Raw genomic sequence first — 23049 nt, forward strand, 5'->3', positions numbered from 1 at the left:
TTCTAATTTCTAACCTCTAGCTTCCAGCTATTAACTTCCAATCCTACATTCAAATCATCAATATATTTTACATTGTACAAAATACATTATACAGAAAAAACTATGGACGAACTTTTCAAAAAACTACCCTTTATAGACTATGTTTTAAAAGGAATCGGGCAGATTATGCTTCAGGAAAACAGATGGACCGGACTTCTGTTTCTTATAGGTATCTTTATAGGAAGCTGGCAGGGAGGTATTGCTGTATTGCTTTCAACAGCAGCTGCCACTTTCACTGCGATGAAGCTTAATTATGACCAATCTGAAATTAATGCCGGATTGTACGGCTTCAGTGCAGCACTTGTAGGAGTAGCATTGTCTTTTGTGTTTCAGACGACAGTACTCATCTGGATGCTTATTATACTGGGAGGAGTTTTGGCAGCTGTTATTCAGCATTTCTTTATCCAAAAGAAAATCCCCGTATTTACTTTTCCTTTTATTATCATTACATGGGTATGCATTTTTGCTTTACACCATTTTACCCAGATTCCTCCTTCGGCAGCCATTTCAGCAACTGCAGGACCCGTGGATTATGATGATTTCCTTACATGTACCAATGCTTTTGGGGAAGTGATTTTCCAGGGCGGAGTATTTTCAGGTATTATTTTCTTTATTGCTGTTTTTATCAGCTCTCCGGCGGCAGCTTTATATGGATTTGTAGGAGCGGTGTTGGGTTCTTACGTATCTCATATGCATGGGGAACCTATCGACAAAATTCATATGGGGCTTTTTGGGTTCAATGCAGTGCTTTCTGCAATTGTTTTTTCAGGGTTCAAAAAGACAGACGGAATTTGGGTTTTTATTGCTGTCGTTTTAACCGTACTTATCGACGATTATCTTGTAGACAACAATACTCTGGGGGCAGTAGGTGGAGTGCTTACTTTTCCATTTGTAACAGGAACATGGATTACACTTTTAATTCAGAAGATATTTCTTAAAGCCAAAACATAGTGTTTAGGTTTGAGAGTGGGAGAGTAAAAGCGTTTTAGCGCTAAAGTTCAAAATTGTTATCCCTTCACTGATGATTAACAATTCACCTGAGAGGCAGAATTCACTATTGATAAAGGTTTCACGTCTCTTATCTCTATGTCTCACTCTCAACTCCCAGCCATTAATATTATACAACATACTTTTTATCAAAAAAATAAAAAATGAAAATAACTAAAATAGCAGCAGCATTTCTGATCATGGCTTTCACTGGAAAAATGACGGCTCAGGAAGCAGAAAAGCAGTTGCTGATCAAAGATGCTGATGACAAATTTCCCATTGCGGACGTACTTATAAAATATGACCACGGAAACAGCCATACTCATACAGGAACAGACGGTACTTTTGCTATTCCTGTTCCATCTCTTCCAGATACACTGGTGATCAGCCGTCAGGGATATGATGAGGTAAAATGGGTGGTTACCAACGATGAAGATAAAAACAAAGTTATTTTTTTACAGCATAAACCTTTTCAGATCTCTGAAGTGGCCATTAATCACAGCTCATTTTTATCGGCGATTACCAAAGTTGATTTGAATAAGTTTCCGGTGAATTCAGCACAGGACCTGCTGAGAAAAGTCCCGGGATTGTTTATAGCACAGCATGCAGGAGGAGGAAAAGCTGAGCAGCTTTTTTTAAGAGGTTTTGATGCCGATCATGGTACCGATGTAAGCGTAAATGTAGACGGAATGCCTGTGAATATTGTATCGCATGCCCATGGGCAGGGATATTCTGATCTTCATTTTGTGATTCCTGAAACGGTTAATAATATTGATTTCGGAAAAGGAGCCTATTATATGGATCGCGGAGATTTCAATACAGCAGGGTATGTTGATTTTCAAACTTATAATGGATTGAAAAACAGCATGATCAAACTGGAAGGAGGTTCGTTTAATTCAAAAAGAGTGTTGGGGATGTTCAATATCCTGCATGATGATCTGGGGCGAAAAAATGCGTATGTAGCAGCAGAATATAACTATACAGACGGTCCTTTTGATGTAAAACAAAACTTTAACAGAGTCAATATTTTCGGAAAATATAACCAATGGCTTACAGATAATGATTATTTCAATATCCAGTTTTCAACATTCAATTCCTCATGGAATGCTTCCGGGCAGATTCCGGAGCGGGCTGTAGATGAAGGAATCATTGGAAGATGGGGCAGCATAGACCCTACTGAAGGAGGAAAAACATCCAGAACAAATCTTCAGATGAATTTTAAGCATATTATTTCCCCTTCTGAGCAGATTGATGCCATGGCTTTTTATTCCAGGTATAATTTTAATCTCTATTCTGATTTTACCTTTTATTTGAAAGATAAAGACCATGGTGACGAAATTCAGCAGGCAGACGGAAGAAATATATATGGAGCAGAAGTAAAATATACCAAAACCTTTTCTCTTGCCAACAGCTCATTAAACTGGATTTCAGGAATAGGGGTAAGAAACGATGATATTAATACTCTTCAGCTTAATCATGTGTATCACAGAGATTTGTTATTGAACAGAATGTCGGATGTAACGGGTACGGAAACCAACCTTCATGCCTATTCAGGATTACTATGGAAAACAGGAAAGTGGACCATCAATCCGGCTTTGAGAGTAGATCACTTTATCTTCAATATGCATAATCTGCTGGATGCCGGACAATTGCCATCCGGACAGTCAAAAGAAGCCACAAGGCTGAGCCCGAAACTAAATTTCTCCTATGCTCAAAATGATAACATCATGTGGTTCCTGAAAATGGGTATGGGTTTTCATTCCAATGACCTGAGAGTTGTTGTTCCGACTAACGGTCAAAAAACACTGCCATATTCAATTGGTGGGGATTTCGGACTTAGATTGCATCCTTTTAAGTCGCTTATCATTACACCGGCTATTTGGTTTATGGATCTGCAGCAGGAATTTGTTTACGTAGGTGATGATGCTGTCGTAGAACCTTCCGGAAAATCAAGACGTTTCGGGGCAGATCTTGGAATCCGTTTTCAGCCATTGGAAAATTTTTACCTGAATGCCGACATCAACTATTCTCATGCCAGATTTATTGAAGAAGAAAAAGGACAGGATTACATTCCGTTAGCACCTGTGGTTACCAGTACCGGATCTGTAAACTGGGATTTCCTGAACGGCTTTTCTTTGGGACTTCAATATCGTTATCTTGGTGCAAGACCAGCTGTAGAAGACAACAGCATCAGAACAAAAGCCTATTTCGTAAATGATCTGGTATTGGCTTACAACCACCAGAAATGGGGAGCTAACCTTCAGGTCAGCAATCTTTTCAATGTACAATGGAATGAAGCTCAGTTCGCAACAGAAACCCAGTTAAAAGGAGAAGCAGAATCAATTACAGACCTTACTTATACACCGGGAAGCCCTTTTGGGATAAGAGTGGGAGTGTATTATAAGTTTTAGAGTAGGAGCGTTTGAGGGTGAGGGAATTTGAGGATGATAAAGAATAGTATTATTCATTTTCAAATTAACTCATTCTCAAATTTTCAAATTCTATGATTCTAACTAATAAATTTTGTATAATTTTAAATAATCATTACATCGGATGGAAGTATTATCCAATTTTCAATACAAAAAGCTCTTTTTACCTCAGATAACGGATAAGATACTGGCTAATAATGCTGATATACAGCTGTATAGGATAGAAAATTATCTTAAAGGGATTTTGATGCCGGTGATTCCATACCGTACCACCTTTAATTTCATTATTTTCATTACCAACGGGCATATTAAACAGTATCTTGAAAATAAAGAATACCATGCTGAAAAAGCAGGTGTTATCTTTATCAAGCAGGGAACAATTACGGCTACCGTAGAATTGTCTGACGATATTGAAGGTTTTTTTCTTGCCTATGAAAATAATATTCTTTCCGAACAGGAATTACCCAAACATAAAAGCAGCATTTTCTTTATGACTCCTTTTCTGAATCTGGACAGCCTCACTTACGGTACTATTACACAGCTCCTTCCGATTATGGAACAGGAATTATGGCTGAATAATCTTAATGTAAATGATGTGGTGGTGACTATGCTTCACCTTATCCTAATCAAAATGCTGAGTACAGATTCTGATACCCATCATAAATCAGCCACACGTCCTATGGAGTTGTCTCTTCAGTTCAGAGATTTACTGTTTAAGTATCATGTCGTAGAAAAAAGAGTGGCTTTCTACGCTGATAAGCTGTCGGTGACAGAAAGTTATCTGAACAAATGCGTGAAAGGAGTTACCCAGAAATCTCCGAAACAATGGATTAATGAAATAGATATCAATTACAGCAAGGCACTGCTGCATTCAAGTAAAGACATTGCAGAGATAGCCTATGAGCTGAATTTTCATACAGCATCACATTTTACGCAGCTTTTTAAAAAGATTGCAGGAATTACCCCGAAAGAATACAGGATACAGTTTTTAAATAGCAGAGTTCCTGTTTGATAAGTGAGATTAATTATATACAATAATGTCAATGGTCAATTTTGCTGCGCAATTCAATGAGTGAAGGCAATAAATTCTTCATATCAACGCAAATCCGGAAACTGCAATAATGATAAACAGGAGTTAATTCATCGCGGGGCAAATTCACTATTCACCAGTGATATTTCCTTTACATCTTTTCATTTTCCAGAATTTTAAGAACAAGCTTTTCTTCCTGGGTAAGGCCGGCTTTGCCATCATTCTCTTCAATGATATCTAACTCGTCAAGGTATTTTTTTATGGTATTATTTTCGTAGAGATTAATCACCAGAGGATGTACATAATATTTTCTGCAGACAGCGATAGTATTACCCAAATGTTTGGCAACGATATCCAGTGCTTCTTTTACCATCTTCTTATACTGAGTATCATTTTCAGCATACCCTATTTCCTTAAAAGCGATCAGGGCACTTACCGTTCCGGACCATGTTCTGAAGTCTTTTGCTGTAAAATCTTCACCACTTATTTCTTTGATATATTCATTTACCATTCCGGAATCTATAGAGTGGCGCGTACCTTCACCATCAAAATATTGAAAAAGCTCTTTCCCCGGAATATCTTTACATTTTTGAACAAGTCTTGCCAGTTTTTTGCTCCTAAGGTCAATATGATGCTGAATGCCTTTTTTTCCTTTAAATGAAAAACTGATTTTTTGCCCTTTTACTTCAACATGTTTATCCTTCAGTGTGGTAAGCCCGAAAGATCCATATAGTTTTTCATATACATTATTGCCGATACGGATGTTGGTTCTCTGCATCAGGCTGACAATTAACGCCAATACCTTCCGTTTTTCAAAATTCCTTAAAGCCAGATCCTGTTCCAGCTGAAGACGGATATTGGGTAATGCATATCCAAACTGAAGCATCCTGTAAAATTTCGTATGATTTCTTAAAGCACTCCAAAGAGGGTGGTAGCGGTATTGTTTTCTTCTCTTTACATCAAAACCTGTGGCCTGAAGATGGCCATTGTCCAGCGCACAGATCCAAACGTTTTCCCAGGCCGGCGGAATGACCAGCTTATTAATTCTGGTAATTTCCTCTTTATCCTTAATTTTTTCGCCGTCCTTATAATAGGAATATTTCTTTCCTGTTTTTTTACGCGTAATTCCGGCAGTTTCTGCATCGGTGGTATATATAAGATGTACCGCCTTTGCAGATGCTTCCGGATCCTTCATGATTTTAACAATTTTTGAAGGCTTAAGGTGAGAAATGATTTCTAAATCTGCATTCTTCTCCATAAGACATGGTTAAGAGTTTTTACCCTTCGAAAAAATCAGTAAAAGAATCACTACTATTGCGCCGACTAAGATAATTCCCCACCACATTCCTGCCTTAAAAATTGTTTCTACTGCTTCACAACTTGTGAGTGTTAGCAAACTTAATATCGCTATGCTGTAAATGCTCCATTTTTTCATAAGAATATATTTTAGGTGTTAGACTCTGAGAAGATCAGCCCTCCAGTTTTTTATAGATCTTTTGATTTCATCACCGGAAATATTCTGATCAAGTGCTTTATATAAAAGTTCTTTAAATTCATCATCATAAGTGAATCTCAGGGCAGCAATTTGGTCGAACTTTAATTTTTCAACAATCTCATCAGACCTTTTATTGAAAATTTCAAAATACCGCTGCTTAAATTCCAGAATGACCATGCGGTTCTGAAGACCCAAAGCATAATGCTGCCTGGTCATAAATGCGAGATAAAAAAGCAGAAAAATCACAATTGAAAACAAAACCCAGATCAGTTGGTTTCCCGGATCATCTGTGATTTTATAAATTCCTAAAATTTCCAATACAATTAATATGGGAAGATATATGAAATGATGAGGGGTATAAAATTTCCTGTGATTCCTGTAGCTTTGTTCTTTCATAGATGGAATACAGCAATAATCTTTCCAAAAAATTATATTATTAATAATAAATATTGTTTTGTGGTATGAAAATAATATTATAAAGAAATTATAATAAATGTTTTAATGTATGATTCCTGTTGAAAATTAGAACTTTATTGTTGAATTATCAGTTTCATCAATTTTTCCGGTAGATGGTTTCCATTAAAAAATCCTTAACTTTGAACTTCAATTTTAGAAATGGAAAATTCAGTTCAAGACACTACCGTTCAAAAACCAAAATGGATCCGCGTAAAACTTCCTACCGGAAAGAACTACCGGGAACTTAGAACTTTGGTTGATAAATATAAACTAAACACAATTTGCCAAAGTGGAAGCTGCCCCAATATGGGAGAATGCTGGGGAGAGGGTACCGCCACTTTCATGATTTTGGGAAATATCTGCACCAGAAGCTGTGGATTTTGTGGAGTAAAAACAGGAAAACCGCTTGATGTAAACTGGGATGAACCTGAAAAAGTTGCCCGTTCCATCAAATTAATGAAAATCAAACACGCCGTTCTTACCTCTGTAGACCGCGATGATTTGAAAGATATGGGATCTATCCTTTGGGGTGAAACGGTAAATGCTGTAAGAAGAATTTCTCCGGGAACCACAATGGAAACATTGATTCCGGACTTCCAGGGAATTACCAAACATCTTGACAGATTAGTGGAAGTTGCTCCTGAAGTAATCTCTCATAATATGGAAACCGTAAAACGGTTAACCAGAGAAGTGAGAATTCAGGCAAAATATGAAAGGAGCCTTGAGGTTTTAAGATACCTAAAAGAAGCAGGACAAAGAAGAACCAAAACCGGTGTAATGCTTGGTCTGGGAGAAACCAGAGATGAGGTTTTTCAAACGATTGAAGACATCAGAAATGCAAATGTAGATGTCATTACTCTTGGGCAATATCTTCAGCCTACTAAGAAACACCTTCCTGTAAAAAAATTCATTACTCCGGAAGAGTTTGATGAGTTTGGAGATTTTGCAAGAAGCTTAGGATTCAGACATGTTGAGAGCTCACCTCTTGTAAGAAGTTCTTACCACGCAGAAAAACATATTCACTAGAAAATATACAGCCGTTCAGAAATGAGCGGCTTTTTATATATCAGTAGGTGACGGATAATAGGGTATAGGTTAGGCTACCGGGTGGATAGGATGGACTTTTTTAATAGAATAAAGAATAAAGAATAAAGAATAAAGAATAAAGAATAAAGAATATAAATATTTTACTATTAAAATTCAATAGGAATGGGCTTTAGCCCATTTTATATATAGATCCAATCAATGTGGCTTTAGCCGAAACCTAAAAATCTTCGGGATTATTTATTACATGAAGATTCCTTGGTAATAATTCCGATCCTTCCATTGATCTCAATAGGTTTAAATTGTTTTTTCTTAAACTCAGACGGTGTTTCTCCGGTGTGCTGTTTAAATAATTTATTAAAATAGGACAGGCTTTCAAATCCCACCTGAAAACAGACTTCCGTTACAGAACAATCTTTCAGCAGAAATATTTTGGCCTGGTTAATTCTGTAATTATTCACAAAATCTGTAAAAGTCATATTCGTTTGCTTTTTAAAATAACGGCAGAAAGCAGGAGTACTCAGGCTGACTATCTTTGCAATTTCATTTACATTAGGTTTCCGGTCATAATTTTCATGGATATAGTCATAGATGGTTCCCATTCTGATCTTGTCATTCAAAAACCATTTTATTCTGGTGTCTTCTTTATTGAGTTCTTTTACATCTGTAGAATTTGCAAGGATCTGCAGAATTTCCATCAGTCCGATGAGGGATGCAAAAGAATTTTTTTCTTTCATAGACTGAAGCCTTTCTACAATTATTTTTTTTGTTTCCCCGGAGAAGGATAATCCAAGATAAGATCTCTCCAACAGATTTTTGATCTCTTCATATTCCGGAACAGGCAGAATAATATCCTGAAGGAAATTTTCATGCATTTGCAATACAAGCTGTTTACATTCTGTCTGAATACCGTAATCAAAATTCAGATGAGGTACATTGGAACCTATCAACAGCAAATCACTTTCTGTAAAGCCGGAAATATCTTTTCCTACATGTCGGATTCCATTGGTGGCTTCTACATAAACAAGCTCTATTTCAGGATGATAATGCCAGAAAAAACAATTTTTCAAAGAAGGTGAGAAAAGTTTGAAAGATTTCCCTTTATCAAACATTATAATTTCTTTCTGGATTTTCATTTTGTTCTGATTTGATTGTTTCTGAATTTAAAATTAAACAAAAAGGTTAATATGGAGCAAATTTATATCATTTCAAGAGCAGTGAAATTCAATATTTCTTTCGATTTTTGCACTTTCATAAGTAAAGGTGATTATCATTTTTAATTTATAAAAAATAAAATCAGAAAAAAGAACATATAATGAAGATTGATAAAAGGATAATCCCGCTGGCCATAGGTGGATTAGGAATAGGAACTACAGAGTTTACGGTGATGGGATTGCTGCCGGATATTGCAAAGACATTGGAGATTACGATTCCTCAAACAGGACATTTAATTTCTGCTTATGCAATGGGTGTGGTAATTGGTGCACCTATTCTTATCGGATACTCGGTGAAATTTCCTCCAAAAAAGGTACTGATGGCTTTTATGATCCTGTTTACTTTATTTAACGGGCTTTCTGCTATTGCTCCAAACTATACCTCTATGCTGATCATAAGATTCATGTCCGGACTTCCTCATGGGGCATTCTTCGGAGTGGGAACAGTAGTGGCAGCTAAAATGGCAGGAAAGGGCAAAGAAGCATTTTATATATCCATGATGTTTACAGGGCTTACTGTAGCGAACCTCGTCATGGTTCCTCTGGTGACGTATATTGGCCATACATTCCATTGGAGGCTGTATTTTGCAATTGTAGCCGTGATTGGGCTTTTTGCTATATTGTTTTTAAAACTGTGGCTTCCTGCGATGGAATCCAATCAGAATACCCATTTCCTGGAAGAACTGAAATTCCTGAAGAATAAACAGGCGTGGCTGGTGCTTACCATTACAGCAATTGGATTTGGAGGCCTTTTCACATGGCTTAGTTATATCACTCCTTTAATGACAGTAGTTTCGGGGATCCAAAGCAGTCAGATGGCCTATGTAATGGTTCTTGCCGGAGCCGGAATGGTAGTGGGTAACCTTGTGGGCGGTGTGGTTTCAGATAAGCTTGGTCCGGAGAAAACCTGCGCATTACTGATTTTTCTGATGATGATCTCTCTTACAGGAGTATTTTTCCTTTCTGAACATCAGAATATTGCTCTTATACTTACGTTCATGTGTGGAGCACTGTCAATGTCTATTGCTTCACCCATTAATATTATGATGATGAAAGCAGCACCCAATAGCGAAATGATGGCTGCCGCTTTTATGCAGGCCGGCTTTAATATTGCCAATGCTATGGGAGCTTTTTTTGGAGGAATTCCATTAGAATATGGGCTGCCTTTCAATTATCCAGCTCTGGTAGGGGTCGGAATGACCTTTATAGGTGTTGTGGTAAGCGTAAGATATATGTATTTGTACGGTAAACCATCTACTGAAGAAACTGTTACAGAATGTGTTTCATGTGACAAATAAAAAGAAAAGATTTTATTCTCTATACAAAAAGCTGCTTCCATAGGGAAACAGCTTTTTTTTGTAAATAGGTTTATACCTCTACCTCATTTCCGTTTTTACACCAGTAGAGCGCATTGTATAAGTTTTCTTTTGGGAAAGATTTAAACTCTCCCGGCATAACGACACTGAAAATGTCTGTAAAATTCTGTACACCTTCCTTGTCTGTGACAATAGCTGTACGGTTCCATTTGGTAAGGTTTTTTAATCCTAAAAGAGCATCTTCAAGCCATGCACCTATAGTAAATTTATCCAGATCAGTATCCAGGTACAGTAAATAATTAAGCTCGCCAAATTGATCTACTTTTTCTTTTACATGCGGAATTACCAGTCTTTCAAAATCCTCTCTCGTTACTTCTCCCGTTGCATTGAATGCAGCAACATTTTCCGGAGCTTCTGGAATAATTGTTATCATAGTAAAATATTTTATGGTGGTTTGATTTTAAAGGCAACTACAATAATTAAACCATAAGTTGCCAATAAGTTGTTAAAATTCCTGTAAATATTGTTATTTTTAATGTAAAATATAAATATGGATCTCAAATCTAACGAACCTTTTTGGCTTTTAAAGAATGGACTTGTCGCCTCTTATCCCTCTCTGAAATCAGATGAAAAATGTGATGTACTTATCATTGGTGGCGGAATTACAGGAAGCCTTATTGCCCATCAGATGGTAAGAGATGGATATGATACAATTCTTATTGATAAAAGGGAACTGTGTAACGGAAGTACCTCAGCTACTACCTCCATGCTGCAGTACGAAATAGATATTCCTCTTTTTGAATTACAGGAAAAGATAGGAGAAAAGGCTGCGGTTTTAAGTTACAAAGCCTGCTCTGATGCTATTGATACCATTGAGATGCTTTCAGCATTAATAAAATCTGATGCAGGATTCAAACGGAAAAAATCACTGTATTTTGCGTCCAGAAAAAAAGATACCGAATGGCTGAAAAAAGAGTGTAAAGCCAGAAAGAATGCAGGTTTTGAAGTGAAATGGCTGGACGGAGAACAGGTGTTGAACCAATTTGGATTTGAAAATACTTATGGCGGAATTATATCCAGACAGGGTGCCAGTATCGATGCTTTTCGATTTGCTCATGAATTATTCAGACATAATATAAAGAAAGGATTGAAAATTTTCGATAAGACCGGGATGACAAAAGTAGACTATCATAAAGGGTTTAACCTGGTGACTGTCGATAGTGGATTTCAGATCAAAGCAAAGAAAATTATCTACTGTATTGGTTATGAAAGTAAAAACCTGTTAAAAGAAAATTTTGTAAACCTGAAAAGTACCTACGCTGTTGTTTCAGAAATTGATACAGATAAATTTAAAAATATCAGCAATACACTAGTCTGGAATACTGATAACCCTTATCTGTATATGAGAACTACCGATGATGGAAGGCTCTTAATAGGAGGAGGTGATGAAGACTTTTATAATGCAGAGAAAAGAGATGCCCTATTAGATAAAAAGGAAAAAGAAATACTGAAAACCCTAAAGAAAATAAAGCCGGATTATCATTTTTATCCCGATTTCGTTTGGGCGGGAACTTTTGGGGAAACTAAAGACGGACTTCCTTATATAGGAGAACATAAAAAATTTAAAAATTCATATTTTGTTCTGGGTTTTGGTGGAAATGGAATTACCTTTTCCGTAACAGGAATGGAAATGGCTTCGTTGTTTATGAAAAATAAGAAACATGCCCTATCGCGTTATTTTAAATTTGGAAGGTGATGAGGAGGTAAGTTGTTGTAAGACCACGCCGTCAAAAATTCTTTGAATTTTCGCCACCCTCCGGAAGAGAGGAATATCACGTCTTCCATTATAATATTCATCATGATATCCATGAAAATCACAGATTTTCAAACCTAAGTGCACTTCTATACGCAAAGCCTGTCACTTAAATAAGCTTAAGTGTTTAAAAGCTTTTGTGCTTTTTAACTACGTTGAATCTTCTATTGTGACTAGAGTGTAATCTTTGTCATTCAGAAGGAATCCAGATGATGTAAAGCAAATACGTTGTGGAGATTCCTGCGGAATGACAAACAGACTGTTTAATAACTCTTTAAATTAATTTTGTGAGTGTAGTTTTAACCAGGCCGTCAAAAATTCTTTGAATTTTGGTCATCCTTCCGGAAGAGAGGAATATCACGTCTTCCATTGTAATATTCATCGTGATATCCATGAAAATCACAGATTTTCAAAACTTAAGTGCACTTCTATACGCAAAGCCTGTCACTTAAATAAGCTTAAGTGTTTAAAAGCTTTTGTGCCTTTTAACTACGTTGAATCTTCTATTGTGGCTAGAGTGTAATTTTTGTCATTCAGAAGGAATCTAGATGATGTAAAGAAAATACGTTGTGGAGATTCCTGCGGAATGACAAACAGACTGTTTAATAACTCTTTAAATTAATTTTGTGAGTGTAGTTTTAACCAGGCCGTCAAAAATTCTTTGAATTTTGGCCATCCCTCCGGAGGAGAGGAATATCACGTCTTCCATTATAATATTCATCATGATATCCATGAAAATCACAGATTTTCAAAACTTAAGTGCACTTCTATACGCAAAGCCTGTCACTTAAATAAGCTTAAGTGTTTAAAAGCTTTTGTGCCTTTTAACTACGTTGAATCTTCTATTGTGGCTAGAGTGTAATTTTTGTCATTCAGAAGGAATCTAGATGATGTAAAGAAAATACGTTGTGGAGATTCCTGCGGAATGACAAACAGACTGTTTAATAACTCTTTAAATTAATTTTGTGAGTGTAGTTTTAACCAGGCCGTCAAAAATTCTTTGAATTTTGGCCATCCCTCCAGAGGAAAGGAATATCACGTCTTCCATTGTAATATTCATCGTGATATCCATGAAAATCACAGATTTTAAAAACTTAAGTGCACTTCTATACGCAAAGCTTGTCACTTAAAATAAACTTAAGTGTTCAAAATCTTTTGTGACTTTTGTGGTTATAGTAAAGTAAGCTGTTTATAAAAAAAATCGATGACTAAAATTGAGCCATCGGTTTTAAAGTTATCTGCTGTAATATTGGATCTGCATATCTTTTGGATACTTTACTTCATAAGAGAAGTTTATTTTTTCCGAACCTCCTGAGCTGATGTTTTTGTTCCAGAGAATACTTCCTGTTTTTTCATCAAGACTTCCACCTCCGGTTTCTACTGCCTTAACCGAAATTTTAGAGTTCTCACTGATCGGCAGTTGATCGAGAATTTCCAGTTCAATACTTTCTTTGGTATTGTTTCGGATGCTGATCTGATAAGATTCTGTTTCCCATTTATTAGAATTCATTGCTTTTTGGGATGTCTTATCTTCCAGTTTACTCCTTTTTACCGTAATTCTTTCATCTACACCCAGAGAAATTGGGAATTTATCTTTTACATAATTGCTGGTGATGGTTGTTTTTCCAATATAATTATCGTCAAAATAGATGTTTGCCTCTCCCGTAATAAGGTTGAGCTGCTGCCAGTTTTTCACAAAAGCCATCAGGAATACCTGGTTGTTTACTTTCGGAACTGTATGGTATTTGTAAGTGGCATCAATCTGCTTTTTATCAAGGATAACATACTGTTCTTTTTCCTGACTTACAATAGTCTGATTGTAATTAAGTTCATAAATCACATTCATTTGGCTGTCAGAAACAGAAGCTATAGGAACCTGGCTTGGTGTTATCGCTTTATCTGCTCTCATCTGGTAGGCATTTACTGCAGCAGCCTCTTTTTTAATTTGATAACCTGCTACTTCTATCTGAGGATTGTAAGGCGTATATTCAGCAACATACAATGGAGATAAAATAGGTCTGTTTTGGTTATAGGAGGGTCTATAGGTGGAGACAAACAGCTTGATGTTTTTCCAGTCCTGTCCGGTCTTCTGATAAATTTTTCCTTTATAGATCATTTCAAGAGGCTTTTTTACAGATTCTGCACGCAGATCATAAGAAGGGATCCAGCCGGCATCTGAAACAATATAGCTTACCCCTAAATTCAGACTGGTGTCATAATCAGCAAGAATTTCAAGCAGGAGCTCTTTTCTGTTGGTATTTTTGTGTGTTTGCTCCTCAGCAGACTGTTTATTAAGCTTGGTAATACTTTCGTCGAGAACATCTTTCTGCTCATTCAGTAAAAAGACCTGGTTATCAATTTCCAGCATTCTCTTTCTGTAAAACTCAGTGAGCTTAACAAGCTGTTCCTGAGGAGTAGATTTATCATTAGCTGATACTTTTAAGTTATCATTGATGATATTCTGTTCTCCCGTCAGGTTTTTCACCTGAATATTCAAAAGGTTCACCTGTCGCTGAAGTTTTTTTCTGTCATCTTCCAGCTTCTTTTCACCATCAGACAGCTCATCATCTTTCAAAAAATTATTTTGGGGCGTAATGGAAAGAAGTGTTGTATTTTTTTCAAGATTGATTTTATACGTATTCTCATCCAGATTATTGGGAAGATTGATAATTCTTACCTTATTGATTCCTTTTTGAAGGCTCACATTAGTATTTCCAAAGACTTTTGCCCCTTGTAGAAATACGGTAGCCTGCTTTACATCAATTTCTTTCTTTATTTCCTGTGCTTTTAAAAAGGCAACTGAAAATGTCATTAATAGTAAAAAATAACGTTTCATCGTTTATTATTTTGAATTTCTAGAGTAAAATTATCCCTATTTAAGGCTGAAATTCGGGAGACTTGGTGAAATGCAGGTTTCACTTGGTAAATCTGATAAAGCATAAAAAAGAAAAACAGCCCTTTTGAGGCTGTCTTCTTACATCTGTTATTTTTAAAGGATTTCGTATCTTGTTTTGATACTGTATTTCAGTTTGATGTTTTCAATATTATCAAAAGAATAATCTACCGCAGCATCTGCCATTTCCATTTGTACGCTGTTCATTCTCCCTTTGTAGGCAACAGGCATTATAGTATCACTGGTATAATCTTCTATTTCTATAATTTCAATAGCATTTCCTGTTTTTTTACCCATACTTTCCAACAGGTAATCTGCCTTTTCTTTGGCTGCTTTTAAGGCATTGATTTTTACTGTTTTTCTGAAATCTGCAATCTTGGTATTCTTTACCTCTGCAATATTCAGGCTGCTTACCCATTTCTGATTGAGGTCTTCAAAAATCTTACTGATGTTTGATTTTGTATTGGCTTTAAACTGATAGCTTTTAGTGAACTTGGCCGTTTTAGAGTATATATTCTGATACATCGATTTAAATTTGATGTCTTCATTCTTTACTCCGGCATTCTTTAAGGTTTCAAACAATTTCTTTTCATTGTCTGCCAGTTCATTTTTGTTGTCTGCCTTTATTCCGATACTGAAAATGATTTCATCGGGTTCTATCTCCATTTCGGCAACACCGGTTACTTCAATTGCGTTTTTCTTTACTTCCTGAGCGTTTACAAAGCTCCCCAAAGTTAAAATTCCGATTAATAAAAAATGTTTCAATTTCATAATTTCCTGTTTTTTAATTGTAAATAATTTTAAATTCTGAAGTAAAATTAGGGAGATCTGAAACTGAAAACCGGAAGACTTGGTGAAAAGGAACTTTCACTTGGTGAACGGGTACAAAAAGGAATCTCTACATAAGACTGCTTTAAAAAGACTAAGCTGCTAAATTATTATTTTAGCTCATAATAAGCTTCCTTATTGGAATGAAATTAAATTAATACAGAAAATAAACCTTTGCTATTTTATTATTTTTGATCTCGTAAATAGCGGTAGCTTCTATCTTTTTATCCGGTTTTACCCCGGAAACACTTTCTCTATCAATAATGGTATTTAGGTTGGTGATTCTCTGTCTGACTTCACAATGAAGGTCAGGATGATTGGCAAATAATTTCTCATAGCTCTTTCTCATCGCTTCTTTTCCCTTGCTTAATAGTTTGGAAGGAAATGAATACAGCTCCACATCTTCTGCATAAGGTTCCAGAAAGGCATCTATATTTCTGGCATTATAGCCATTTACCTGTTGCTGAACCAATGTTTCATTTGTTGTTTCCGGTATTGTATTGGGATTCAGGGGCTGTCCGTTTTTGATAACAGTATCAATCTGGGTGAGGTTTTCCAGATTTTCAATAGGGTTGGCATTCAACAGAACAAGATCTGCAACTTTTCCTTCTTCTATACTGCCATATTGAGCTTCTTTATTAAGAATTTTAGCCGGATTGATGGTTGCCGACTGTAGAAGCTGCCAGCTGTTCATACCACTTTCCTTCATAGCTTTAAGTTCGTTGATAAAAGAAGTGCCATGCTGGGTTCCAATATTTCCGGCATCTGTACCGGCAGCAATCGTTACTCCGCCATCGGTCAGTTTCTTCAGATTAATTCTCCTGATAGAATCTGTTTTTGAAACATAGGCCTTTATCTGAGGAGAATTGAATCTTAGTTTATATTTCTTTATCATTGCAGAATCTGAGGTATCTTTCAGATGCTTTAAATCATACATAGAACCAATACTTTTCGGATTGGAATGCTCAAGTTCGTAGGTATTATAATTTTTCTTCTGTGCATAGGTGTCGTAATAATTGTCCATTACGGTGAGGGTAGGGCATAGGATCACTTTTTTAGACTGTAAAAGTTTTACAAAATCATCCGAAACCACTTCATCTTCTATATTATGAACAAGATAATTAGCACCGTTCATCACTGCTGTTTCTGCTGTAAAACGTTCTGTAGCATGTACTGCTACTTTAAGATTGTTTTTGTGGGCTTCTTCAATAGTAGCCTTTATTACAGGTTCCAGTTTTTGGGCTTCCTCTTTCTTTTTTTTGGCATCTCCCAAAACAATATACCATATCTTGATAAAGTCTGGTTTATAAGGAAGCTGTTCCTGTACCCATTTTCTGGCTTCTTCCGCCGTGAGAGCCAGTTTGAAAGGTTCATCTTTACTGAGGTTTTTAAAAACTTCAGGCTCATAGGTGGTAATAAGAGGTCCGGACATATAGACCGTGGGTAATCTTTTATTCTTTTGTAAAGAATCCCTGAGAAGAAGAAAATTGTAGGTAGCCCCGGGATCAATCACAGAAGTTATCCCGGCTTTAAGATAATACTGAAGAAGGTTTTCCATATTATCATGTCCCCAGCTGATCTCTTCCTCATAAGGAACATGTTTTCTCAGATCAAGTGCATCAGGTCTTGTATATAAACTTCCGCTTTGAAAAAAATGGATATGGGCATCTGTCATTCCCGGAATCAGATATTTACCTTCACCATTGATGACGTGTGAATTCTGGGGTATGTTAATCTGTTTGCTTGGTTTTATTTTGGTAATCTTTCCATTATTCATAATGATCGTCTGAGCGGGAATCATTTTCTTATGAATTACATCTGCGACGGTTACATTTTGAATATAGATCTGAGCCCGGATACTGTTGAAACACAGAATAACAGCTAATGCTATTTGAAATTTTTTCATGATCTTATACAGTGAGGTGAGGATACAAATATAATAAAGCCTTATTGATTTGAAATATAATGTTTTGTGTTTTTTATGAAGATTGAAGTCCTGGAGGTATTGATTTTTCTTAGAGGACTCAACTTGGTGAACGGGCAGCTTCGCTTGGTGAATAGTTTTTGAGCAGACTATATATATGTATATCTTTGTTTTATGAAAATACTTAGACTTTTTACGATCCTTTTACTAATGATTTTGGGAAATAGCACCTATTCTCAAAGCAGTACTAAGGCTGTGGAAGAAGTTCAGGTAGAAACCAGGAAGCTGAAAAAAGCTATTGATACCCAAAATGAACCTGCTCAGGCTGATTCTTACTATAATATTGGGGAAACATTTTTCAATGACGGAAACTTTCCGAAAAGCGAAGAATACTATACAAAAGCTAAAAAGATCTATGAAAAGGTTAACGATAAACCCAATATTGAAAAAGTAACCCGAAGATTAGCCCAGTCTCAGGAAAAGCAGAATAAAATATCACCCGCTATCAGCAATTACAGTATGGCAGCACAAGTGGGGTATTCTGAAAAAAGCAGAGCCGTTAATTCCAATGATGTGACCAGACTTTCTTCTCCTACACCTGAGCAAAAGACTGAAGCTATCCAGAGTAATATCAATCTCATCAGAAAAGAAAAAGAGCAGACCGGTTTAGCAGAAGGATATAGCCAGTTAGCAGATGTCAATATACAACGGAATGAGGTCTCTAAAGCTGAAGATAACCTGAATGCTGCTTATAAGATTTCAAAAAAAGAGGCTCCACAACAGGCATTGGAAATTAATCAGAAGCTGGCGAATCTGTATGTTGAAAATAAAAATTTTGATAAAGCGATAGCGGCCAAAAAGAAGGTGATGAAAGAAGACTTCGTAAAAGATGATTCTCAGGAGAAAGTTAATCAGATTCAGGAACTGGCAGATATTTATATAAAAAAGAACGATACAGAGGAGGCTGTTGCCTTATTGAAAAATGCCTATGGTATTGCTTTAGATAAAGGACATACACTGGAAGCACAAAAAAGTGTGAAAAAACTGGACAGCCTTTACAATATAGCAGGAAATACAGATGCTTCAGTGTCGTTGTACAGAGACTTTTTAGGAAAACTTCCTGATCTGGTTTCCAAAGACAGAAGTCTGGTAGACAATAAAATTCTGGAAGATACAGAACAGCGGATTTCTCAGCTCGAAAAAGAAAGAGAACTGAAAGATGAGCTGATCCGCAAGAAAAATGTTTTCAATTATGGTCTGATTGGAGCTTTAATCCTGTTGACAGGCCTGATCATTTTTATTTTCAGGACCCTGAAAAAAGTTCAGACCAAAAATAAGAAGATTGCCCTTCAGTCGCTAAGAAGAGAAATGAATCCTCATTTTATTTTTAATAGCCTGAACAGCGTTAATCATTTTATAGCCACCAATAACGAACTGGAAGCCAACCAGTATCTGACAAAATTCTCTAAGCTGATGCGGGGGGTAATGGAAAACTCTACAGAAGATTTTATCCCGTTCCAACAGGAGCTGGATCTTCTTCAGAACTATCTTGCCCTGGAAAAAACACGGTTTGCAGACAAATTTGATTATGAAGTTGATATAGATGAGAATCTGAATGTACAAAGCCAGCTGGTACCCGGAATGCTTGTACAGCCATTTCTTGAAAATGCGATCTGGCACGGATTGCGCTACAGAACTGAAAAAGGATTTTTAAAACTGAATTTTGAAAAAGTAGAGCAATATGTAAAGGTGACTATTGAAGATAATGGAATAGGAATTGAAGAAAGTAAAAAACAGAAAACCGAGCATCAAAAAACAAGAGAAGGCAGAGGAATGAAAAACACACTGGAAAGAATACAGCTGCTGAATGACCTGTATAAAAAAAATATAACCTGTAGTGTAAAAGACAAAGAGAATAGCAGTGGAGTGCTGGTGACTATAAAAATTAACCTCATGTAAATGCATTGACATGAAGTATTTATTAACATTGTTTTCTCTATGCTCCGGAACTGTACAAAAACTACATACTAAACATTAAAATTTAAAAACGAATAAACAATTCCGGTTGTGATCTTCAAATTATTACCTGCCACCTACTAGCTGTTGCCTATTAAAAAACCTATCCTATGAAAATAAAAGCCGTAATCGTAGACGATGAACTCATAGCCAGAGAAGTGCTGAGAAATTATATTACTAAGTATTGTCCGCAGGTGGAAATTCTTGGCGAAGCAGAAAATATAAAACAAGCGGTTCCCCTGATTGCTGAGAAACAGCCACAATTGGTGTTTTTAGACGTAGAGATGCCTTTTGGAAATGCTTTCGATGTTCTGGAAGCAACTAAAGAATTTTCCTATGAAACCATTTTCATTACAGCATTCTCACAGTATTCATTACAGGCTTTAAATAAATCGGCAAGTTATTATATTTTAAAACCTATTGATATCCAGGAGCTCATTCTGGCAGTCAACAAAGTTGTGGAGAGCCTTGAGAAAAAAGATGAGCTCAACAGGAATAAAATTCTGCTTGAAAACTTAAAGCTGAAACCCGAAAAACAACAGCTTATACTTCCCACCTTACAAGGCTTTGATGTGGTGAAAACGGAGGATATTGTCCGGCTTCAGGCAGATGGTAATTTTACTCAGGTATATCTTACTGATGGTTCCAAAAAAATGGTTTGCCGTTTTTTAAAACATTTTGATGATTTGCTGGAAAACCCTTTTGTAAGAGTGCACCGCTCCCATATTATCAATACAGATTTTGTAAAATCTTATCATAAAAGTGGAACAGTAATGCTTTCTGATGATACGGAGATTGAAGTTTCCGGTAGTTTTAAAGATGGTTTTCTGAAAGTTTTTTCATAGAATTTACCAATCTTTAACAGCGTAAAGGCATTATTTTTGAAGTTTTTATAAGAACCACGCAAAATTTTCTGTTATGAAAACTCTTCACAAAATTATACTTCCCGTTTCACTGGGAGCACTCGGATTGATCATTTTTAATTCCTATTCGGTGGGAGTTCCCACAGGAGCTAAAGTGGTAAAGAATTTTGATATTAAAAAATATCTCGGAAGATGGTATGAAATAGCCCGTTTTGATTACCGTTTCGAAAGGGATATGGATAATGTCACCGCAGAATATTCAGAAAATCCGGATGGAACAGTAAAAGTAAACAATAAGGGCTATAATTACGTGAAAAAAGAATGGAAAGAAGCCATTGGTGAAGCCAGATTTGTAAAAGATAAAACAGAGGCCAGGCTCAAAGTGGCATTCTTTAAGCCGTTTTGGGCAGGCTATAATGTGATTGATATTGATGAAGAATATCAGTATGCCCTGGTGGCAGGAAGCAGTTTAAAATACCTCTGGATTTTATCCAGAACCCCTAATATTCCTGAAAGTATGCGCCAAAGATTCATAGAAAAAGCAAAGAAATTAGGATATAATACAGACGAACTTATCTGGGTGAAACATAATCAATAAATAATAAGGACCAATCATCTGACTGGCCCTTTTCTCTTATTTTTTAGAATACTCTTTCCATTCTTCAAAACGATGATCAATAACCAGCCTCATCAAATCGTAGTTTTCGTAAGTATCTTCAATATGATAAAACGTTTCATATTCATAATCATTCTCTTCAGCCTTCGCATCAAAAATATTAACATAGTCATCGGCAAATGAGCTGAATCTGTTCCCAAAATCAGTATCATCTGCATAGTAATCTTTTGCAAATTTATTTCCTAATTCATTCAGGTCATACTCAGAAAATTTACCTTTACAGGAATCCATAATAAACTCGGCACCTGTAATTTCCCGCTGTTTTAGTTTTTCAATTTCTTCCTTACCATCTTCTTTTAAATCATCAGAAATAAGATCATTGTTAATACACCAGTTCAGGAACATTCCCGTATGGGTAGCTCCATTTTTTTCAGGAAGCTCTTCAGGAAAATCACCGCCATAATGCCATGAGGCGTCATCGTATTTAGACATAATTTTAATTATAGTTTTAAATAATCGACATCAAAAATAGAAAAAATCATTTTATGTTGCCGCAGCCATAGATTTTTCCGTCATTTGCAGGAGAATTTTTTCAACAAACTGATCTATGGAAAAAGCTGTTCTGATTACTATTGGGGATGAAATCCTTTCCGGAAATACAATAGATACCAATTCTAATTTTATTGCCTCTGAACTTAAAAATATAGGTATTAAAGTTTCTCAGATATTTACAATTTCGGACGAAATTGAAACCATTAAAAATACACTTGCAATCGCCTTGGAGCTTGGAGACTTAATCATTACAACCGGCGGGCTGGGACCCACCAGAGATGATAAAACCAAAAAAGCACTGGCTGAATTTTTTAATGATAAAATTGCCCTGGATGAGGTTACTTTTAACCATCTGAAGGGATATATGGAAAGAAGAGGAAGACAGGATATCCTTGAAAGGAATAAAGAGCAGGCTTTTGTTCCCACAAAATCTGTCGTATTTCAAAATCATTATGGGACGGCACCCTGCATGATGATGGAACAGAACGGAAAATTATGCTACAGCCTTCCGGGTGTTCCTTATGAAGTGAAACCACTCATCAAAGACCAGATTATCCCTTATTTACAGGAAAAATTTAACCTTAATTATATCCATAGCCGCATTGTTTCCGTGGTCGGAATCCCTGAAAGTATCCTGGCTGATACCATTGAAAACTGGGAACTTGCTCTTCCTGAAAATATGGCCCTGTCTTATCTTCCGGTGGGAACACGGGTTAAACTTAGGCTTACAGCATCCGGTGATAACGAAGATTTTCTGAAACAGCAGACTGAAGAGGAAATCCAGAAGCTGCTTCCACTGATAAAAGATCATGTTATTGCAACATCTGAAGATAAAATTGAAAATATCCTGGCGGAAATGCTTACTGATAGAAAACTGACGATTTCTACTGCAGAAAGCTGCACAGGAGGCGGGCTTGCTAAAATGATTACTTCCGTCTCCGGAAGTTCAAAATACTTTCTTGGTGGGGTAGTAGCTTATGCCACAGAGAAAAAAGTGAAGATTTTAAATGTTTCTCAGGAAACGATAGACCAATTTACGGTAGTCAGTGAACAGGTGGCACAGGAAATGGCAGAAGGTGTTCAGAAATTATTTGACAGCCATATCTCTCTTTCTACAACCGGTGTTGCAGGTCCGGGAAAAGGTGAAGACGGTAAAGAAGTAGGAACCGTTTTCTATACCATCAGGATTAATGATCAGGAGGTAACTTCTAAATTATATATGCCACATCTGGAGAGAGTAGATTTTATGGATTTCGTTTCTCAAAAGGTTATCCAGGATTTGGTAAGTCTTTTAGTAAATTCTTAATAGATCGCCTCTTTTTTTACAGCATAAAATATAAGAGTTCAGAAGATTATTTCTGAGCAGAAACAGACCTTTCTTAACCCTAAAATAAAAGATTGGGGCTTTGGGCGATGCCTAATATCTTCTTATTCCAATATATTATCCCGTTTTTCTCACTGCTGGCTGGCGTCATTGTTTTTTTTGAATTTTATCCGGAAATGGAAGCAAAATATTAGCTATTACTGATATTCC

18 protein-coding genes are annotated in these 23049 nt (G+C 36.3%); 10 read left to right on the top strand and 8 right to left on the bottom strand.

Annotated features, from left to right (window positions below; translation table 11 throughout):
- The first annotated feature begins 102 nt into the window (after positions 1 to 102).
- The 3 genes from MP477_RS10455 to MP477_RS10465 all read left to right on the top strand — a co-directional run bounded on the left by MP477_RS10455 (position 103) and on the right by MP477_RS10465 (position 4467).
- Entirely contained in the window at positions 103 to 990 is an 888-nt protein-coding gene (locus tag MP477_RS10455; protein WP_257190379.1) for an urea transporter, read from the top strand.
- A gap of 200 nt (positions 991 to 1190) precedes the next feature.
- Positions 1191 to 3437: a TonB-dependent receptor gene (locus MP477_RS10460; RefSeq protein ID WP_257190380.1), complete on the top strand. Its 2247-nt coding sequence runs from the start codon at positions 1191 to 1193 to the stop codon at positions 3435 to 3437.
- A gap of 142 nt (positions 3438 to 3579) precedes the next feature.
- Positions 3580 to 4467, top strand: a complete 888-nt coding sequence (locus MP477_RS10465) for a helix-turn-helix domain-containing protein (protein WP_257190381.1) — start codon at positions 3580 to 3582, stop codon at positions 4465 to 4467.
- A 169-nt stretch (positions 4468 to 4636) separates the two neighbouring features.
- Here MP477_RS10465 and MP477_RS10470 read toward each other — a convergent pair whose 3' ends face one another.
- Positions 4637 to 5743: a DNA topoisomerase IB gene (locus tag MP477_RS10470; protein ID WP_257190382.1), complete on the bottom strand. Its 1107-nt coding sequence runs from the start codon at positions 5741 to 5743 to the stop codon at positions 4637 to 4639.
- Positions 5744 to 5938: 195 nt separating this feature from the next.
- A complete protein-coding gene (locus tag MP477_RS10475) occupies positions 5939 to 6376 on the bottom strand; it encodes a DUF6526 family protein (protein WP_230037880.1) in 438 nt (145 codons plus the stop codon).
- 219 nt (positions 6377 to 6595) lie between these two features.
- On the opposite strand from MP477_RS10475, the gene lipA reads away from it, so the two are divergent.
- The gene (gene lipA, locus MP477_RS10480) at positions 6596 to 7462 is read left to right on the top strand and encodes a lipoyl synthase (RefSeq protein ID WP_027374985.1); all 867 of its coding nucleotides are present in this window, start codon (positions 6596 to 6598) and stop codon (positions 7460 to 7462) included.
- Between the two features lie 254 nt (positions 7463 to 7716).
- Here lipA and MP477_RS10485 read toward each other — a convergent pair whose 3' ends face one another.
- Positions 7717 to 8616, bottom strand: a complete 900-nt coding sequence (locus tag MP477_RS10485; RefSeq protein ID WP_230037879.1) for an AraC family transcriptional regulator — start codon at positions 8614 to 8616, stop codon at positions 7717 to 7719.
- Positions 8617 to 8795: 179 nt separating this feature from the next.
- On the opposite strand from MP477_RS10485, the gene MP477_RS10490 reads away from it, so the two are divergent.
- A complete protein-coding gene (locus tag MP477_RS10490) occupies positions 8796 to 9992 on the top strand; it encodes an MFS transporter (protein ID WP_230037877.1) in 1197 nt (398 codons plus the stop codon).
- 70 nt (positions 9993 to 10062) lie between these two features.
- Here the strand turns inward: MP477_RS10490 and MP477_RS10495 are convergent, their stop codons facing one another.
- The gene (locus MP477_RS10495; protein WP_230037875.1) at positions 10063 to 10443 is read right to left on the bottom strand and encodes an STAS/SEC14 domain-containing protein; all 381 of its coding nucleotides are present in this window, start codon (positions 10441 to 10443) and stop codon (positions 10063 to 10065) included.
- Between the two features lie 117 nt (positions 10444 to 10560).
- Here MP477_RS10495 and MP477_RS10500 point away from each other — a divergent pair, with 117 nt between their 5' ends.
- A complete protein-coding gene (locus MP477_RS10500) occupies positions 10561 to 11766 on the top strand; it encodes an FAD-binding oxidoreductase (protein ID WP_257190383.1) in 1206 nt (401 codons plus the stop codon).
- A gap of 1291 nt (positions 11767 to 13057) precedes the next feature.
- On the opposite strand, the gene MP477_RS10505 is transcribed toward MP477_RS10500, so the two are convergent.
- From MP477_RS10505 to MP477_RS10515, 3 genes are all read right to left on the bottom strand, one after another.
- A complete protein-coding gene (locus MP477_RS10505) occupies positions 13058 to 14659 on the bottom strand; it encodes a DUF4139 domain-containing protein (RefSeq protein ID WP_257190384.1) in 1602 nt (533 codons plus the stop codon).
- Between the two features lie 153 nt (positions 14660 to 14812).
- A complete protein-coding gene (locus tag MP477_RS10510) occupies positions 14813 to 15487 on the bottom strand; it encodes an SIMPL domain-containing protein (RefSeq protein ID WP_230037869.1) in 675 nt (224 codons plus the stop codon).
- A gap of 211 nt (positions 15488 to 15698) precedes the next feature.
- Positions 15699 to 17450: an amidohydrolase family protein gene (locus tag MP477_RS10515; protein WP_257190385.1), complete on the bottom strand. Its 1752-nt coding sequence runs from the start codon at positions 17448 to 17450 to the stop codon at positions 15699 to 15701.
- A gap of 192 nt (positions 17451 to 17642) precedes the next feature.
- Between MP477_RS10515 and MP477_RS10520 the strand changes: the two genes are divergently transcribed.
- From MP477_RS10520 to MP477_RS10530, 3 genes are all read left to right on the top strand, one after another.
- Complete coding sequence (locus MP477_RS10520; RefSeq protein ID WP_257190386.1) at positions 17643 to 19427, top strand: histidine kinase; 1785 nt, start codon at positions 17643 to 17645, stop codon at positions 19425 to 19427.
- A 167-nt stretch (positions 19428 to 19594) separates the two neighbouring features.
- On the top strand, positions 19595 to 20329 hold the full coding sequence (locus tag MP477_RS10525) for a LytTR family DNA-binding domain-containing protein (RefSeq protein ID WP_230037863.1): 735 nt from the start codon (positions 19595 to 19597) through the stop codon (positions 20327 to 20329).
- Between the two features lie 73 nt (positions 20330 to 20402).
- On the top strand, positions 20403 to 20945 hold the full coding sequence (locus tag MP477_RS10530) for a lipocalin family protein (protein ID WP_257190387.1): 543 nt from the start codon (positions 20403 to 20405) through the stop codon (positions 20943 to 20945).
- Between the two features lie 36 nt (positions 20946 to 20981).
- Here the strand turns inward: MP477_RS10530 and MP477_RS10535 are convergent, their stop codons facing one another.
- Complete coding sequence (locus MP477_RS10535; RefSeq protein WP_257190388.1) at positions 20982 to 21455, bottom strand: hypothetical protein; 474 nt, start codon at positions 21453 to 21455, stop codon at positions 20982 to 20984.
- A 115-nt stretch (positions 21456 to 21570) separates the two neighbouring features.
- Between MP477_RS10535 and MP477_RS10540 the strand changes: the two genes are divergently transcribed.
- Positions 21571 to 22821 carry a CinA family nicotinamide mononucleotide deamidase-related protein gene (locus MP477_RS10540; protein WP_257190389.1) on the top strand — a complete coding sequence of 417 codons (1251 nt, stop codon included), beginning with the start codon at positions 21571 to 21573 and terminating at the stop codon, positions 22819 to 22821.
- The last annotated feature ends 228 nt before the right edge of the window (positions 22822 to 23049 follow it).

The sequence above is a fragment of the Chryseobacterium sp. WG23 genome (assembly GCF_024586575.1).
Classification (GTDB): domain Bacteria; phylum Bacteroidota; class Bacteroidia; order Flavobacteriales; family Weeksellaceae; genus Chryseobacterium.